This window comes from Pseudonocardia pini, from assembly GCF_013870575.1.
GTDB lineage: Bacteria > Actinomycetota > Actinomycetes > Mycobacteriales > Pseudonocardiaceae > Pseudonocardia > Pseudonocardia pini.
Map to the genome: position 1 here is coordinate 1 of NZ_JACBXB010000048.1, position 14,473 is coordinate 14,473.

Consider the following 14,473-nt stretch of genomic DNA (forward strand, 5'->3'; position numbering starts at 1 on the left):
CAGCCCGGGTGGCCGATTACTTTCGCGCCCCGTCGGCGTCTTCCCCCCGACGACTCGACGAAGGAGGAACCCGTGAGCGGTACCACGGTGTTGGTGGCAGGGGCGAGCATCGCGGGGCTCGCACTGGCCCACTGGTTGCGCAGGCGGGGTGCCGAGGTGACCGTGGTGGAGCGCGCGCCCGGGCTCCGCCCCGGCGGGCAGGCGGTGGACGCGCGCGGGGTGACCAAGGAGGTCATCCGGCGGATGGGGCTGGACGCGGCGGTGCGCGCGGCCTGCACCGACACCGCAGGCGCGTACACGGTGGACGTCGACGGGAACGTCCTGGAGACCTACCGCGCGGACGACGACGGCGGCGACGGCTACATCTCGGACATCGAGATCCTGCGCGGGGACTTCTCCCGGGTGCTGTACGACGACACCCGCGACGGCGTCGAGTACCTCTTCGGCGACCGGATCGCCGAGCTCACCCAGGAGACGGACGGGGTCGACGTCGTGTTCGCAGGTGGCGACCGGCGGCGCTTCGACCTGGTCATCGGGGCGGACGGCTTGCACTCGGCGCTGCGCGGGATGGTCTTCGGCCCGCGCGAGCAGTTCCTCCGACACCTCGGGCTCGTGCTGGCCTTCTACAGCGTGCCCAACGAGTTCGAGGTGGACCGCTGGCTGATCGACTACCAGGACCCGGAGACCGGGCGCTCGGCAGGCCTGCGCCCCGTCGGCGACCCCGCCCGGGTGATGGCGATGTTGTCCTTCCCCGCGGCCGAGTTCGACGTCGACCACCGCGACGTCGACGCCCAGAAGGCCCTGCTGCGCGAGCGGATGGCGGGCCTGGGCTGGGAGACCCCGCGGATCCTCGCGCACCTCGACGACACCCCGGACTTCTACCTCGACCAGGTCGCCCAGGTGGTGATGGACCGGTGGTCCAGCGGGCGGGTGGGGCTGCTCGGGGACGCGGCGTTCAGCTCGTCGCCGATGTCGGGCCAGGGCACCGGGCTCGCCCTGGTCGGCGCGTACCTGCTGGCCGGTGAGCTGGCCGCCGCCGGCTGGGATCCGGAGACCGGGTTCGCGGGCTACGAGCGGCGCATGCGCGCGTTCGTCGAGGCCAACCAGGAGATCGGCCGGGTGCACGTGGACAGCCTCGCGGCCACCGGGCCGGATGCCGGGTCCAGCGGGGAGCCGGCCCCGGAGCCGGACATGGAGGCGCTCATGGCGCTGGCCGACCGCGCGATCAACGGCATCGAGCTGCCGGACTACGCGGGGGTGCCGGACTCGGGGGCCACCGCCGGACACGTCGGCACAGGTCGTCCGTAGGACGGTGTCGATTCCCGGCGCGCCGTTCGTGTAGGGGGCGAACCGAGGAGGAGCCCATGTCCCCGATCGACCTCACCTTCACCGCCACGCTCGGCCGGGTCCGCCCCGGCGACACCTGGATCTGCGTGCAGATGCCCGGGTCCGCGACCCTGTTCGGCACCCGCGGCCTGGTCAAGGTGCGCGGTGAGATCGACGGCGAGCCGTTCCGCGGCGCCTTCATGGCGCTCGGCGACGGCACGCACAAGCTGCCGGTCAGTGCGGCGATCCGGAAGTCGATCGGGAAGGCCGAGGGGGACGAGGTCCGCGTCCACCTGACGGAGCGGCTGTCCTGAGCCACCAGCGGCGCGAGGCCAGCGCCGCCAGTCCGGCACCCGCGGTGTTGACCAGGACGTCGTCGACGGAGGACACCCGGTCCAGCTGGAGGACGTACTGCGCGGTCTCGACCAGGACCGAGCAGGCCGCCGCGAGTGCCAGGATCCTCGGGAACGAGGCCAATGCCCGGAAACGCAGGGGGCCGAAGCACCCCAGCGCCGCGAACCCGAGCAGGTTGCCCACGATCCCGGGCCAGCCCATGGTGGGGAGGTCGGCCAGCGGCACCAGGCTCACCCGGCCGGGCACCTCACCGGGCCTGCTGCCCGGCAGCATGGTCATCCACACGAACCACACCGTCCCGTAGACGATGCCGACCTCGGCCAGCGACCGGCGCCGGGCCCACCCCGGCTCGGTTCCCGTGGCCCGCCGACGACGGGCCAGGGCCCACACCGCCAGCGCGGCCAGGGGTAGGCCCACGACCGTCAGGAACGCGATGCCGGTGAACGTCGCGAACAGGTCGTACCACCCTCGGAGCATGCCGCGCAGTGAAGTCGGTGCGGCGTTGCCGGCGCGTATCGCGTTCTCGATACGTCGGCGATAGGCGCGGGCTCGTAGCATCGAGCAGCGTGCGCGTGATGGTCGTCGAGGACGAGCCCTACCTGGCCGAGGCCATCCGCGCGGGGCTGCGCCTGGAGGCGATCGCGGCGGACGTCGCAGGCGACGGCGACACCGCGCTGGAGCTGTTGAGCCTCCACTCCTACGACATCGCCGTCCTCGATCGCGACATCCCCGGGCCCTCCGGCGACGAGATCGCCGAGCACATCGTCGCCTCGGGCAGCGGCCTGCCGATCCTGATGCTGACGGCCGCCGACCGGCTCGACGACAAGGCCTCCGGGTTCGCCCTCGGCGCCGACGACTACCTCACCAAGCCGTTCGAGTTCCGCGAGCTCGTGCTCCGGCTCCGCGCGCTCGACCGCAGGCGCGCGCACAGCAGGCCGCCCGTGCGGGAGCTCGCGGGCCTGCGGCTGGACCCCTTCCGTCGCGAGGTCTTCCGCGACGGCCGCTACGTCGCGCTGACGAGGAAACAGTTCGCCGTGCTCGAGGTCCTGGTGGCCGCCGAGGGCGGGGTCGTCGGTGCCGAGGAGCTCCTGGAGCGGGCGTGGGACGAGCACGCCGACCCGTTCACCAACGCCGTGCGCATCACGGTCTCGGGCCTACGGCGTCGGCTCGGCGAGCCCGGGATCATCGCCACGGTGGCGGGCGTCGGCTACCGCATCGATGCCCCGTGACCAGGGAGCCGGGCCCGAGCGTCCGCCTCAGGCTCACCCTCAGCTACGCCGGGGTCGTGGTGCTCGTCGGCGGTGTCCTGCTGGCGGCCCTGTGGGTGTCCCTGCGGTTCTTCCTCGTCCGCAACGGCCTGATCATCACCACCACCTACAGCTTCCCCGACGGCGTCCTGCTCTCGTTCGCGCCGATGGCGGCGGTGGTCCTCGCGGTCCTCCTCGTGCTCGGACTGGCGGGAGGGTGGATCCTCGCGGGCCGCATGCTCGCCCCGCTGACCCGCATCACCGACGCCACGCGCCTGGCCACCGCCGGATCCCTCTCCCACCGGATCCGGCTCCCGGGTCGCCGGGACGAGTTCCGCGACCTCGCCGACGCCTTCGACACCATGCTCGCCCGGCTCGAGGCGCACGTCGCGGGCCGGCAGCGGTTCGCCGCCAACGCCTCCCACGAGCTGCGCACCCCGCTGGCGATCACCCAGACCCTGCTCGAGGTGGCCCGCCGGGACCGGGACCACGACGAGCTCCTCGACCGGCTCCATGCCGTCAACGCCCGCGCGATCGACCTCACCGAGGCCCTGCTCCTGCTCAGCCGCGCCGACCAGCGGTCCTTCGCCCACGAGCCCGTCGACCTGTCGCTGCTGGGGGAGGAGGCCACGGAGACACTCCTCCCGCTCGCCGAGAAGCACGGCGTCGAGCTCCGGACCGTCGGCGACATCGCCCCGACCAGCGGCTCACCCGCGCTGCTGCGGCAGCTGACCACGAACCTCGTGCACAACGCGATCGTGCACAACCTGCCCGAGGGCGGGACCGTGCGCATCGAGACCGGCGTCGATCCCGGGAGCGTGGTGCTCACCGTCGAGAACACCGGCGCGCCGCTGCCGCCGCAGGTGGTCGCCACGCTCACCGAGCCGTTCCAGCGCGGCGCCGAGCGCCTGCGCACCGACCACGCCGGGGTCGGGCTCGGCCTGGCGATCGTCCAGAGCATCACCGACGCCCACGACGGCACCCTCACCCTCACGCCCCTGGCCACCGGCGGGCTCCGCGTCAGGGTGCGGCTCCCGGCCCGCTGACCCCACCGCCCGCCCGCCACTCGTCGAGGTACTCCTCGGCCACGGTGCGGATGGCGCGGCCGATCTCGGCGTACTCGTAGTCCCGCAGGTTGGCGATGGAGAGGCGGATCGACCAGGGCGGGCCGTCGAACCCGCCGCCGTTCAGCGCGATGACACCGGACCGGCGGGCCAGCCGGAAGAGGATGTCGGTGGGCTCGTAGTTCTCCCGCAGGAACTCGACGAGCCCGGGGCCGTGGTGGTGGCCCGCGTAGCCGAGCAGGTCGAGCTCGAGGTAGTAGCCCACGCGGTAGGGGTCGTCGAGCAGCCGGATCCGCATGCCCGCGAGCAGGTCGTCGAGTCGACGTCGGATCAGGGCCTGGGCCTGCTGCTTGTAGTGACCGGCCCGGTCGAGCAGGCAGTAGGCGGAGAACAGCAGCATCTGCAGCTGCTGGGGCTGGGACAGCCCGGCGGTGTGGTTGAGCGCGACGTCCCGGGAGTCCGCGACGAGCCGGTCGACGAACCGGATCTCGCGGGGGGCGAGGGTGAGCGGGGCGTAGCGGGCGTCGAGAGCCTGTTTGTCCTGCTCGGGAAGCCGGGCGAGGAGCTCGTCGAGCACCGTCTCGGGATGGACGCCGACGACGCCGAGCCGCCAGCCGGTCGCGCCGAAGTACTTCGAGTACGAGTAGACGAGCACGCTGTTGCGCGGGACGTGCGCGGCGAGCGAGGTGAAGCCGTCGATGAAGGTGCCGTAGACGTCGTCGGTCACCACGATCAGGTCGGGGTTGTCCTCCCGGACGACGGCGGCGATGCGCTCCAGGGTGGCCGGGTCGAGGGTGACCGACGGCGGGTTCGTGGGGTTGACGCAGAGCAGCGCCTTGACCGACCCGTCCCGCAGCCTGTCGATCTCCGCGGGCGGGAACTGCCACATGCGGGTGCCGTCCTCGGCGACGCTGTCGGCCCGGAGCCGGACCAGGTCGAAGGCGTACTCCTCGAGCCGCGCGATCTCGAGGTAGGGCGTGAAGATCGGCGTCATGACGGCGACCCGGTCGCCCGGCTTGAGCAGCCGGTTCACCACGAGCGAGTCGAGGATGTAGCAGATCGCCGCGGTGCCGCCCTCGACGGCGAACAGGTCCATCGGGCCGATCCCGGGGCCCATCTCCTGCTGCAGGTAGCGCAGGACGACGTCCTCGGCGTGGTGCAGCATCCGGTCGGGGGCGGGGTAGTGGTCGCCGATGACCGAGTCGGCGAGCTCCCAGACGAAGGCGTCCGGGTCGTAGCCGCAGTCGTCCACACCCCAGTCGAGGACGCGGCGCAGCAGGTCGACACCGCTCTCGCCCTCGTGCGCGTCGAGCCACGAGCGGAAGCGCTCGGCGATCCCGGACTTCTGCGGGACGCCGACGAGCTCCGGGTCCCAGCTGACGGTGGCCCGGCACTCCTCCAGGGCGAAGAAGCCCAGCCGGAAGAACGCCTCCCGGGGGGTGGGGGCCACGAAGTTCGGGTTGCCGCGACCGGCGTTGAGCTGCTGGAACGCGGTGCGTCCCTCGTGTGCGCCCGCGATCTCGCGCAGCTTCTCCTTCAGCTCGAACGGCGACAGCGTCTGCAGCGCGCGGATGTCCTCGCGGCTGAGCGGTTGGTCGGGCATGACAGGGAGCCTCCAGGTCAGGCGGTCAACGCGACGACCACCGCTCCGCCGATGGTGAGTACGACGTTCGCGACGGCGTAGGGCACGGTGTACCCGAGCATCGGCACCGAGCTGTGGGCGGCGTCCCGGACCGCACCGGCGGCCGCGGAGGACGAGCGGGACCCGGCCAGGACCCCGAGGGTGACCACCGGGTCGAAGCGGAAGACCCATCGGGCCAGCACCGTCATCACGACCAACGGGACGAGGGTCACGGCGACCCCGGCGAGCAGGATCCCGACGCCGTAGCGGGCGAGGCCCGAGACGAACGACGGGCCCGCGGCGATGCCGACCATGGCGATGAAGAAGGTCAGCCCGGCGGACTCGAGGAACCAGTCCGTGGCCGCCGGGATCCTGGCCAGCAGCGGTCGGCGTGTGCGGTACCAGCCCACGAGCAGTCCCACGAGCAGGGCGCCGACGCTGGTGGAGAGCCCCACCGGCACCCCGCCCGCGTGCAGGGCCGGGACCCCGATCAGGGCGCCGGCCGCGACCCCGAGCCCCAGGACGATCATGCTCGACCCCTGGTCGCCTCGCTCGGCGTGCCCGACCAGCGGGATCACCGACTCCAGCAGGGGCAGGGGACCCTGGAGGTGGAGCTCGTCGCCCGCCCGGAGGGTGACCGCGTCCCCCGGCGGGACGTCGTGTCCGCTGCGCCGCAGCCCGCGGACGAAGATCCGACGGAAGTCCGGGTCCGACCGCAGCTCGCCCACGGCCCGCCCGGCGGCGCCGCGCGCGGCGACCACCACCCACAGGTCCTCGATCGCGAACCCGAGCAGCGCGGGATCGTCGGTCTCCTCCGCGAACCCGGCGAGGTGGGGGGCGAACAGGTCCATCCGCCGCGCGGTCAGCGCGACCTCCGCGCCGGTCGCCACCGGGGTGTCGGGCGTCGCGTCGACGAGGCCCGCAGGTGTCCGGACCCGGGCGACGTACACGTGATGGTCCTGCCCGCACGCGCGGCGGAGGTGGTCCTCCAGGTCGCGAGCGGTGCCGACCCCGCCGGGCAGGCCGGTGAGCCGGTAGGCCCGACGGGTCACGTCGAGGTAGGCGGAGTGCACGGCGGGATCGGTCTCGGTGAGGCCGAGCCGACGTTCGAGCGCGGCCGCCGACCCTGCGACGTCTCGCATCCCGAGCATGCGGGGCGCGACGTTCGCGCAGAACACGGCCGTGCCGATGGTCCCGAACAGATAGGTCACGGCGTAGGCGACGGGAACGAGGTCGGTCCAGTCCTCGATCGTCTCCGGGCTCTGTGCGAGGCCCGCGATCGAGCCCTGCGCCACCCCGACGATCGCCGACTGGGTCAGCCCGCCGCCCGCGATGCCCGCCGCGACGCCGGGATTGAGGTCCATGACCGCCGCCAGGGCGACCACGACACCGACCCCCACCACCGCCAGCACCACCGCGAAGAGCGCCTGCGGTGCCCCGGTGCCCTTCAGCCCGGCGACGAACTGCGGGCCGAGCCGCACCCCGAGGGCGAAGAGGAACAGCAGGAAGAAGATGTTCTTCGCCGGGCCGGACACCGACAGGTGGGCGACGCCGTCGGCGGTCGGCACGCTCACCAGCGCGCCGAGCAGGATCCCGACGACCAGGGTGCCGGTGACAGCGCCGAGGGAGATCGTCCGGTAGCGCAGCCTGCCCAACGCGAAGCCGAGCCCCACGGCCAGCAGCACCGCGATCTCCGGGTACGCGACCAGAGTCCGCGCGATCCAGCCCACGAGATGACCTTGCCCCATCGGTCCCGTGCGCGACAGCGTCAGTGGGCGAGCGCGTTCACCCAGTCCCTGAGCGGTGTCGTCACCGTCCTCGGTGGCCAACGCCGGCGAGACGGCTCAGGCGTCCGCCTGCAGCGTCTCGCTGGTCCGCGCGATCTCGTTCGCGGCGACGAGGGCGTCCGCCCGCAGGCCCTTCGCGCGCAACGGAGGGGTGGCGACGTCCATGTCCGCGCGCCGGGTGGCGAGGTAGCCCTCCATATCGCGATCGATGTTCGCGAATGCGGCCGACGCCTCTGCCATGCGTACACTGTTCGCAATCGAGAGGGGTGGGGATGACGTCGTCGGACCTGATCTGGATGCGCCCCGAGGGCTCCGGGGTGGGGCGGCCCGCGGGGCGCAGTCGGGCCGAGATCACCGAGGCCGCGGTGCGGGTGGCGGACCGCGACGGGCTCGCGGGCGTCTCGATGCGACACGTCGCCGCCGAGCTGGGCACCGGCGCCGGGTCGCTCTACCGCTACGTCGAGACCCGCGAGGACCTGCTGGACCTGATGGCCGACCACGTCGCGGCCGAGTACCGGCTCGACGCCCCGTCCGGCGAGTGGCTCGACGACCTGGTCGACGTCGGCCTGCAGGCCCGCGAGATCTACCGGCGCCACCCCTGGCTGGCCGAGCTGGCGCTCACCCGGCCGGTGGCGGGCCCGAGGGGGCTCGACGTGACCGAGTACGTCCTCGCCGTCCTCGCCGAGCACCCCGCGTCCGACGGCGAGAAGGTCGTCGCGCTCGCGATGCTCAACGCCGTGGTGGCCGCCGCGGCACAGGCCGAGGCCTCCCCGGTGGACATGCTGCGCGGCGCGCGGTTCGTGGCCCACGTGGCGGCGCAGGGCAACCACCCGCACCTGGCGGCCCTCGCCCCGGCGACGACCCACACCGACCCGATCCCCGACGCCCTCCGCAGGATCCTCGGTGGCCTCCTGCCTCTCGATCGCTAGGCCGCCCCGATGGATCAGGCGGCGATCGACCAGCGATCCGCGACAACTACACCAGCCGGTTCGACGAGTCCGCCCGGCTGACGGCCCGCTCCGCCCTGGGCCCACTCGAGCGGGAGCTCGTGGAGACCGGACTGCGCGAGGTCGAGGTGCACGCCGCCGAGGGCGTCGCCGGACTCGCGTGGGAGCACCTCGACCCCGGTCGGCCGGAGCTCCTGAGCGCGGCCTCGACCCTCGCGCGGGCGACCGGACACCTCCCGGGTGTCCGGGACATCAGCAACCACCTGATGGCGATCGGGCGGGTCCCCTGAGCGGGCTCCGTCAGGCCACGGCGGTCGCCTCCAGCTCGACGAGCCGGCCGGGTATCGCCAGGCGGGTCACGCCGAGGAGTGTGGTCGGCGGCGCCACCGCCGCCGCGCCCAACCGCGCCGCCAGCACGCCGTAGTGCTGGAGGAGCAGGTCGACGTCGGTCGTGTAGACGGTGAGCCGCACCAGGTTCGCCAGGGTCATGTCCGCCCCGCCGAGCACGGCCTCGACGTTGTCCAGGCTCGACGCCACCTGTGCCGCCATGTCGCCGTCGTGGAGGGGCTTGCCGTCGCCGCTCGTCGCGGTCTGCCCCGAGCAGTACAGGGTCCGGGTGTGCCCGGAGACGAGCTGTCCCTGGTCGAACCCCAGCTCCACCGACCACGACACCGGGTTGACCGCTGTGCGTTCCATCGCAGGATGCTCCGTTCGTTCGTGGGCTCTCGCCCTCGGATGTCGTCTTCTCGGAGCCTGCCGACGAATCACGACATCCTCGGTCAGGTATCGGATACGGTCTCGAGGTGCGCGCCGACCGGCTGGTCTCGCTGGTCCTGCTGCTGCGCAGGCGCGGACGCCTCACCGCGGACACGCTCGCCCGCGAGCTGGAGGTCTCCACCCGCACCGTGCTGCGGGACGTCGAGGCGCTGTCCGCGGCCGGCGTCCCGGTCTACGCCGAGCGCGGCCGGTACGGCGGCTTCGTGCTGGCGCCGGGCTTCCGCACCGAGCTGACCGGGCTGAACCACGACGAGGCGCTCGCCCTGCTCACCGCCGGGTCGACGCGCGGCGAGCAGGTGTTCGGGCTCGGCTCGGCGCTCGCCTCGGCCATGCGGAAGGTGGTCGACGCGCTGCCCGACGGCCACCGTGCCACCGCGAGCGACGCGGCCCAGCGGTTCCTGGTCGAGCCGGAGACCGACCTGCTCTCCCGTCGGGCCGCCACCGAGGAGGTACCCGGCGCCGCGATGATCGAGATCCGGCGTGCGGTGCTCGTCGGGCACCGGCTGCGCATCCACTACGCGGCCGCCGGCGGGCCGCCGCGGTGGCGCACCGTGGACCCGATCGGCCTGGTCACCGTGCGGGACCGCGGCTACCTCCTGGCCACGCGGTCCGGCGCGGACCGCACCTACCGGCTGTCCCGGATCAGGGCGGCCGAGGAGCTCCCCGAACCGGCGGAGCGACCGGACCTGGTCGACCTCGACACGCTCTGGCGGGAGCGCGCCGCACGGTTCCTCGCCGACGACCACCTCACGGTGCTGGTCCGGGTGGACCCGGCGCGGCGGGAAGCCCTGCTGGACACCGCGCTGACCGTCCGCGCCGAGGAACCCGAGGCGGACGGGCGGCTCCGGATGGAGCTGACCTTCCAGGACGCCTGGCACGCCGAATGGGCGCTGTGGCGACTCGGCGCGGCCGCGGAGGCCCTGGCCCCGCAGTCGTTGCGCACCTCCCTGCGCCGCCGCGCCACCGCGATCGCGACCCAGTACGCGGACCGCGAGGAGCCGCCGTCGAGTCGGTCGTGGGGAGATTAGGGTGGGGTTGGCCCCACCCGAGTCTCTGCGGGCCACCGGCTGGGGCGGGGGGTCCGGCCGGACCAGGCTGGACGGCATGGAACCCCTCGATCCGAGACCCGGCCCGACACCCGGAGAGGCGGTGGCCTCGTGAGCGCGTCCGCGACCGTCGCCGCCGCCCCGCACCGCGCGAGGCTGGGCGCACAGCTCCGCTACCTGGTCCTCGGCCTCCCGCTCGCCATCCCTGCCTTCGTGGTCGCCGTCGCGGGGTTCTCGGCGGGAGTCGCCACCCTCGTGATCTGGCTGGGCGTGCCGATCCTCGCGCTGACCCTGCGCGCCTCCCGCGGCTTCGCCACCCTGGAGCGCCGAGGCACCGAGCAGGCCACCGGTCGCGCGTTGCCCCCGCACCACTACCGCGAGCCGGGCGGCTCCGGGGCCGGGCGGATGTTCCGCTCGCTCGGGGACCCTCAGTCCTGGCGGGACCTGCTGCACGCGGTCGTGGCGTTCCCCGTCCGGATCGCCACGTTCTGCATCGCCGTGTCCTGGTCCGTCGGGGGTCTCGGCGGCGCCCTCTACGTGCTCTGGGAGTGGTCCCTCCCGCGCTCCGACGACGACTACTTCGGCCTCTTCGGCCTGCTCACGCAGAGCTCGTCGCGCCTCGGCGACATCCTCACGACGACGGTGCTGGGCGTCCTCATGGTCGCCACCACCCCGTGGGTGGTCCGCGGCCTCGTCGCCTTCCGGGCCGGCGTCGCGCGGGGGCTGCTGACCAACCAGACCGCAGCGCTGAAGGCCCGCGCCGACCAGCTCGCCACGAGCAGGCGGGCCGCCGTCGAGGCCGAGGCGCAGACCCTGCGCCGGCTCGAGCGGGACATCCACGACGGTCCGCAGCAGCGCCTCGTGCGGCTCAACATGGACCTGGAGAGCGCGGGCCGCAGGCTCGACGACGATCCGGAGAAGGCCCGCACGCTCGTGGAGGAGGCCCTGGTCCAGAGCCGGGAGACGCTCGCCGAGCTCCGCGCGCTCGCCCGCGGGATCGCCCCGCCGATCCTCGCCGACCGCGGGCTCGAGGCGGCGCTGGCCGCGGCCGCCGCCCGCAGCCTGGTCCAGGTCTCCCTCGACGTCGCCCTGCCGAACGGTCGACGGCTCGCCGCGGCCGTCGAGAACACGGCCTACTTCGTGGTCACCGAGGCCCTGACGAACGTCGCGAAGCACTCCGGCGCCTCCCTCTGCACCGTGACGGTCGGCGCGGACGCCGAGCGGGTCCTCGTCCAGGTCGCCGACGACGGCGTGGGCGGCGCGCACCTGGGAAAGGGGCACGGCCTCGCGGGGCTGTCCGACAGACTGTCCGCGGTGGAGGGTGTGCTCGACGTGGTGAGCCCGCCCGGGGGGCCGACCGTGCTCACCGCGGAGATCCCGCTCGCCGGTCTGTAGGGGGTCCTGGATGAAGGTCGTGCTGGCGGAGGACTCGCTGCTGCTCCGGGAGGGGCTGGTGCGGCTGCTCGAGGAAGCCGACACGACCGTCGTCGCCGCAGTGGGGGACGGCGAGGCGCTGGTCGAGGCGGTGGCGACGCACCGGCCCGCGGTCGCCGTCGTCGACGTGCGGATGCCGCCGTCGTTCACCGACGAGGGCCTGCGCGCGGCGCTGGAGGTGCGCGAGCGGTGGCCCGCGACGGGGATCCTGGTGCTCTCGCAGTACGTCGAGGAGACCTACGCCGGGGACCTGCTGGCCGCGGGCGGCGGCGTCGGCTACCTGCTCAAGGACCGGGTGTCGAAGCTGGCCGAGCTGTCCGACGCCCTGGTCCGGGTGGCCGCGGGCGGCACCGTGCTGGACCCCGAGGTCGTCAAGGCGCTGCTCACCCACCGCCGCCGCCGCGACCCGGTCGCCGCCCTGTCCCCGCGCGAACGCGAGGTGCTCGGCCTGATGGCGGAGGGCCGCACCAACACCGCGATCGGCCGGGCCCTGGTGATCTCGCAGGGGGCCGTGGAGAAGCACATCTCCGCCATCTTCACCAAGCTGGACCTCACCCCGTCCGGAGACGACCACCGGCGGGTCAAGGCGGTCCTCGCCTGGCTGCGCACCTGACCGACGCGGGTCGGCCCGCGGTCGGCGGCGGATGGGGAGCGGCCTGCACGCTGCGGGCCCGGTCGTCGACACCGCTGTTTGACGGTCCTGTTTCGTCTGTTCGCCACGACCGGTGGCGGGGTCCGAACCGTGCAAGCATGCGGAATGGCCGAATTGACGGATACCGGTGGATCCGCCGGGCACCAGACGAAGCTGAAGCGGACGGTGGGCGTCACCCTCCTGTTCTTCTTCATCGTCGGTGACACCCTCGGGGCGGGCATCTACACCCTCGTCGGCACCATGGCCGCGGACGTCGGCGGGATGCTGTGGCTCCCGCTGGTGATCGCGCTGGTCCTGGCCCTGCTGACGGCGGGCACCTACGCGGAGATGATCACTAAGTACCCGCACGCCGGCGGCGCGGCGCGGTACGTGCAGCGGGCGTTCGACAAGCCCTACCTCACGTTCGTCATCGGCTTCCTGATGCTCTCGTCGGGCATCACGACCTCCGCGCTGCTGGCCAACGCCTTCGCGGGCGACTACCTGACCGCCCTGGTCGACGTGCCCGCCGCGCCCGTCTCGATCGTCTTCCTGCTGCTGCTCATCGCCATCAACCTGCGCGGCGTGCGGGAGTCCCTGTCGGCCAACGTCGTGATGACGGTGATCGAGGTGAGCGGCCTCGTCATGGTGATCGTGGTCGCCGCCATCGTGTTCGGCAGCGGCGAGGGCGACCCGAGCCGGATCCTCACGCCCTCCCCGGACCAGCCCATCCTGATGGGCGCCTTCGCCGCCTCGGTCGTCGCGTTCTTCTCGTTCCTCGGCTTCGAGGCCGCGGCGAACATGGCGGAGGAGGTCAAGGAGCCGTCGAAGGCCTATCCGCGCGCGCTGTTCGGGGCGATCCTCACCGCGGGCGTCGTCTACCTGCTCATCGCGCTCGGTGCCGCGATCGTCGTCGACCCCACCACGATGGCGAACTCGAGCGGGCCGCTGCTCGAGGTGATCACCGCCTCCGGGCTGCCCATCCCCGAGTGGCTGTTCTCGCTGATCGCGCTGGTCGCGATCGCCAACGGCGCGCTGCTGTTCATGGTGATGGCCAGCCGGGCCACCTACGGCCTCGCCGAGGCCGGGCTGCTGCCGTCGGTGTTCGGGCAGGTCGCGCCGACCCGCCGCACCCCGTGGGTGGCGATCGTGTTCGTCGGCCTGGCCACGATCGGGATGAGCTTCGTCGGGAACATCGGCCAGCTCGCCGACACCACCGTGCTGCTGCTCGTGCTGGTCTTCATCGCCACGAACGTGTCGGCGATCGTGCTGAAGAAGGACCGGGTCGAGCACGAGCACTTCTCGGTGCCGATCGTCGTGCCGATCCTGGCCATCATCGCGAGCATCGTGCTGCTCACCCAGCAGTCGCTGACCATCTGGCTGATCGGCGCCGGCTACCTCGTCGTCGGGTCGATCCTGTTCCTGATCGCCCGCTTCAGCCAGCGGCGGCTCGGCGAGTCCACGGAGACCACCATCCCGAAGGCGTGAGGTCTCACGGGAGGCGGTCGACCAGGCCCTTCGGGGCGTTCTGGCGGTAGGCGTCCACCACGATCTCGCGCACCTCGGCCCAGTCCGGGTCCCGGTCCAGGCGCATGCCGACCCAGTGCCTGCCTCCGAAGCGCGGGGGGAAGAACCGGTCCGGGTCGGCGGCGACCAGCTCCTCGCGCGTGCCGGGGGCGGCCGCGGCCCAGAACGCGACGCTCCGCTCGTCGAGCCGGTGCTGCTCCGGGTCGACGAACTTCGCGAACGACCGGCGCCGGACGAACCAGGTCTCCCCGCCGTGCGTGAGTCCCTCGGTGACCTCCGGCAGCGCGAGGCAGATCCGCCGGAGCCCGGCCAGGAGGGCGTCGGTGCCCGGGGTGGCGCTCATGAGGCGATCCTGCCGGGTGCCCACCGCGGTGCGGAAGGATGGCGGAGTGGACCGGGTCGTCCTGCTGGGCCGGGGAGGGGCGGGCAAGAGCGTGCTCGCCCGGCGGATCGGGGCGCTGACCGGTGCCCCTGTCGTCGAGCTGGACGCGGTGTTCTGGACCACGCCCGAGCTCCGGCCCCTGTCTCGGGAGGAGTGGGCCGAGGTCCAGCGGGCGGAGCTGCTCACCCGAACCCGCTGGGTGGCCGACGGGGACCTCGGGCCCTACGACGACCTGGCCGTGCGTCTCGAGGTCGCCGACACCGTCGTCCTCCTCGACTACTCCCTGGCCCGGTGCGCGTGGCGGGCCCTGCGGCGGTCCCGCGAGCGGCTCGA

The 14,473-nt window shown here is 73.1% G+C and carries 17 protein-coding genes; 11 read left to right on the top strand and 6 right to left on the bottom strand.

What is annotated here, in order from left to right; all coding sequences use genetic code 11:
• Window positions 1–72: 72 nt before the first annotated feature.
• Entirely contained in the window at window positions 73–1,308 is a 1,236-nt protein-coding gene (locus H5J29_RS05355) for an FAD-dependent monooxygenase (protein ID WP_181779790.1), read from the top strand.
• A 56-nt stretch (window positions 1,309–1,364) separates the two neighbouring features.
• Entirely contained in the window at window positions 1,365–1,640 is a 276-nt protein-coding gene (locus H5J29_RS05360) for a DUF1905 domain-containing protein (RefSeq protein WP_181779791.1), read from the top strand.
• On the opposite strand, the gene H5J29_RS05365 is transcribed toward H5J29_RS05360, so the two are convergent.
• Window positions 1,561–2,157: a VanZ family protein gene (locus H5J29_RS05365; protein ID WP_181779792.1), complete on the bottom strand. Its 597-nt coding sequence runs from the start codon at window positions 2,155–2,157 to the stop codon at window positions 1,561–1,563. The two genes, H5J29_RS05360 and H5J29_RS05365, sit on opposite strands and share 80 nt — an antisense overlap.
• A gap of 89 nt (window positions 2,158–2,246) precedes the next feature.
• On the opposite strand from H5J29_RS05365, the gene H5J29_RS05370 reads away from it, so the two are divergent.
• Entirely contained in the window at window positions 2,247–2,909 is a 663-nt protein-coding gene (locus H5J29_RS05370; protein ID WP_181779793.1) for a response regulator transcription factor, read from the top strand.
• Window positions 2,906–3,973 (top strand): sensor histidine kinase, encoded by a 1,068-nt coding sequence (locus H5J29_RS05375; protein ID WP_181779794.1) that lies wholly within the window; start codon window positions 2,906–2,908, stop codon window positions 3,971–3,973. Before H5J29_RS05370 ends, H5J29_RS05375 begins: the two co-directional genes overlap by 4 nt.
• Here H5J29_RS05375 and H5J29_RS05380 read toward each other — a convergent pair.
• The 3 genes from H5J29_RS05380 to H5J29_RS05390 all read right to left on the bottom strand — a co-directional run bounded on the left by H5J29_RS05380 (window position 3,948) and on the right by H5J29_RS05390 (window position 7,639).
• Complete coding sequence (locus H5J29_RS05380) at window positions 3,948–5,594, bottom strand: bifunctional aspartate transaminase/aspartate 4-decarboxylase (RefSeq protein WP_181779795.1); 1,647 nt, start codon at window positions 5,592–5,594, stop codon at window positions 3,948–3,950. The two genes, H5J29_RS05375 and H5J29_RS05380, sit on opposite strands and share 26 nt — an antisense overlap.
• A gap of 17 nt (window positions 5,595–5,611) precedes the next feature.
• Entirely contained in the window at window positions 5,612–7,342 is a 1,731-nt protein-coding gene (locus tag H5J29_RS05385; protein ID WP_181779796.1) for an aspartate-alanine antiporter-like transporter, read from the bottom strand.
• A gap of 114 nt (window positions 7,343–7,456) precedes the next feature.
• Complete coding sequence (locus H5J29_RS05390; RefSeq protein WP_181779797.1) at window positions 7,457–7,639, bottom strand: hypothetical protein; 183 nt, start codon at window positions 7,637–7,639, stop codon at window positions 7,457–7,459.
• Between the two features lie 32 nt (window positions 7,640–7,671).
• On the opposite strand from H5J29_RS05390, the gene H5J29_RS05395 reads away from it, so the two are divergent.
• Window positions 7,672–8,328 (top strand): TetR/AcrR family transcriptional regulator, encoded by a 657-nt coding sequence (locus tag H5J29_RS05395; RefSeq protein ID WP_181779798.1) that lies wholly within the window; start codon window positions 7,672–7,674, stop codon window positions 8,326–8,328.
• Between the two features lie 119 nt (window positions 8,329–8,447).
• A complete protein-coding gene (locus tag H5J29_RS05400; protein WP_181779799.1) occupies window positions 8,448–8,636 on the top strand; it encodes a hypothetical protein in 189 nt (62 codons plus the stop codon).
• Window positions 8,637–8,646: 10 nt separating this feature from the next.
• On the opposite strand, the gene H5J29_RS05405 is transcribed toward H5J29_RS05400, so the two are convergent.
• On the bottom strand, window positions 8,647–9,042 hold the full coding sequence (locus H5J29_RS05405) for a RidA family protein (RefSeq protein WP_181779800.1): 396 nt from the start codon (window positions 9,040–9,042) through the stop codon (window positions 8,647–8,649).
• A 107-nt stretch (window positions 9,043–9,149) separates the two neighbouring features.
• On the opposite strand from H5J29_RS05405, the gene H5J29_RS05410 reads away from it, so the two are divergent.
• The 4 genes from H5J29_RS05410 (at window position 9,150) to H5J29_RS05425 (ending at window position 13,719) form a co-directional block, all read left to right on the top strand.
• Window positions 9,150–10,151: a helix-turn-helix transcriptional regulator gene (locus H5J29_RS05410; RefSeq protein ID WP_181779801.1), complete on the top strand. Its 1,002-nt coding sequence runs from the start codon at window positions 9,150–9,152 to the stop codon at window positions 10,149–10,151.
• Between the two features lie 129 nt (window positions 10,152–10,280).
• Window positions 10,281–11,564, top strand: coding sequence for a sensor histidine kinase (locus H5J29_RS05415; protein WP_312858071.1), 1,284 nt, complete (start codon window positions 10,281–10,283; stop codon window positions 11,562–11,564).
• A gap of 10 nt (window positions 11,565–11,574) precedes the next feature.
• The gene (locus H5J29_RS05420) at window positions 11,575–12,216 is read left to right on the top strand and encodes a response regulator transcription factor (protein WP_181779802.1); all 642 of its coding nucleotides are present in this window, start codon (window positions 11,575–11,577) and stop codon (window positions 12,214–12,216) included.
• A gap of 204 nt (window positions 12,217–12,420) precedes the next feature.
• On the top strand, window positions 12,421–13,719 hold the full coding sequence (locus tag H5J29_RS05425) for an APC family permease (RefSeq protein ID WP_312858072.1): 1,299 nt from the start codon (window positions 12,421–12,423) through the stop codon (window positions 13,717–13,719).
• 4 nt (window positions 13,720–13,723) lie between these two features.
• Here the strand turns inward: H5J29_RS05425 and H5J29_RS05430 are convergent, their stop codons facing one another.
• Window positions 13,724–14,101, bottom strand: a complete 378-nt coding sequence (locus tag H5J29_RS05430) for an MmcQ/YjbR family DNA-binding protein (protein WP_181779804.1) — start codon at window positions 14,099–14,101, stop codon at window positions 13,724–13,726.
• Window positions 14,102–14,147: 46 nt separating this feature from the next.
• Here H5J29_RS05430 and H5J29_RS05435 point away from each other — a divergent pair.
• The coding region (locus tag H5J29_RS05435) for a P-loop NTPase family protein (RefSeq protein WP_512700104.1) at window positions 14,148–14,473 on the top strand (326 nt) is incomplete at its 3' end.

Excerpts from the sequence above, each read along its gene's own strand:
- H5J29_RS05360 (WP_181779791.1), top strand. The coding sequence starts at position 1,365 with ATGTCCCCGATCGACCTCACCTTCACCGCCACGCTCGGCCGGGTCCGC.
- H5J29_RS05365 (WP_181779792.1), bottom strand. The coding sequence starts at position 2,157 with ATGCTCCGAGGGTGGTACGACCTGTTCGCGACGTTCACCGGCATCGCG.
- H5J29_RS05380 (WP_181779795.1), bottom strand. The coding sequence starts at position 5,594 with ATGCCCGACCAACCGCTCAGCCGCGAGGACATCCGCGCGCTGCAGACG.
- H5J29_RS05390 (WP_181779797.1), bottom strand. The coding sequence starts at position 7,639 with ATGGCAGAGGCGTCGGCCGCATTCGCGAACATCGATCGCGATATGGAG.
- H5J29_RS05395 (WP_181779798.1), top strand. The coding sequence starts at position 7,672 with ATGACGTCGTCGGACCTGATCTGGATGCGCCCCGAGGGCTCCGGGGTG.
- H5J29_RS05405 (WP_181779800.1), bottom strand. The coding sequence starts at position 9,042 with ATGGAACGCACAGCGGTCAACCCGGTGTCGTGGTCGGTGGAGCTGGGG.
- H5J29_RS05420 (WP_181779802.1), top strand. The coding sequence starts at position 11,575 with ATGAAGGTCGTGCTGGCGGAGGACTCGCTGCTGCTCCGGGAGGGGCTG.
- H5J29_RS05430 (WP_181779804.1), bottom strand. The coding sequence starts at position 14,101 with ATGAGCGCCACCCCGGGCACCGACGCCCTCCTGGCCGGGCTCCGGCGG.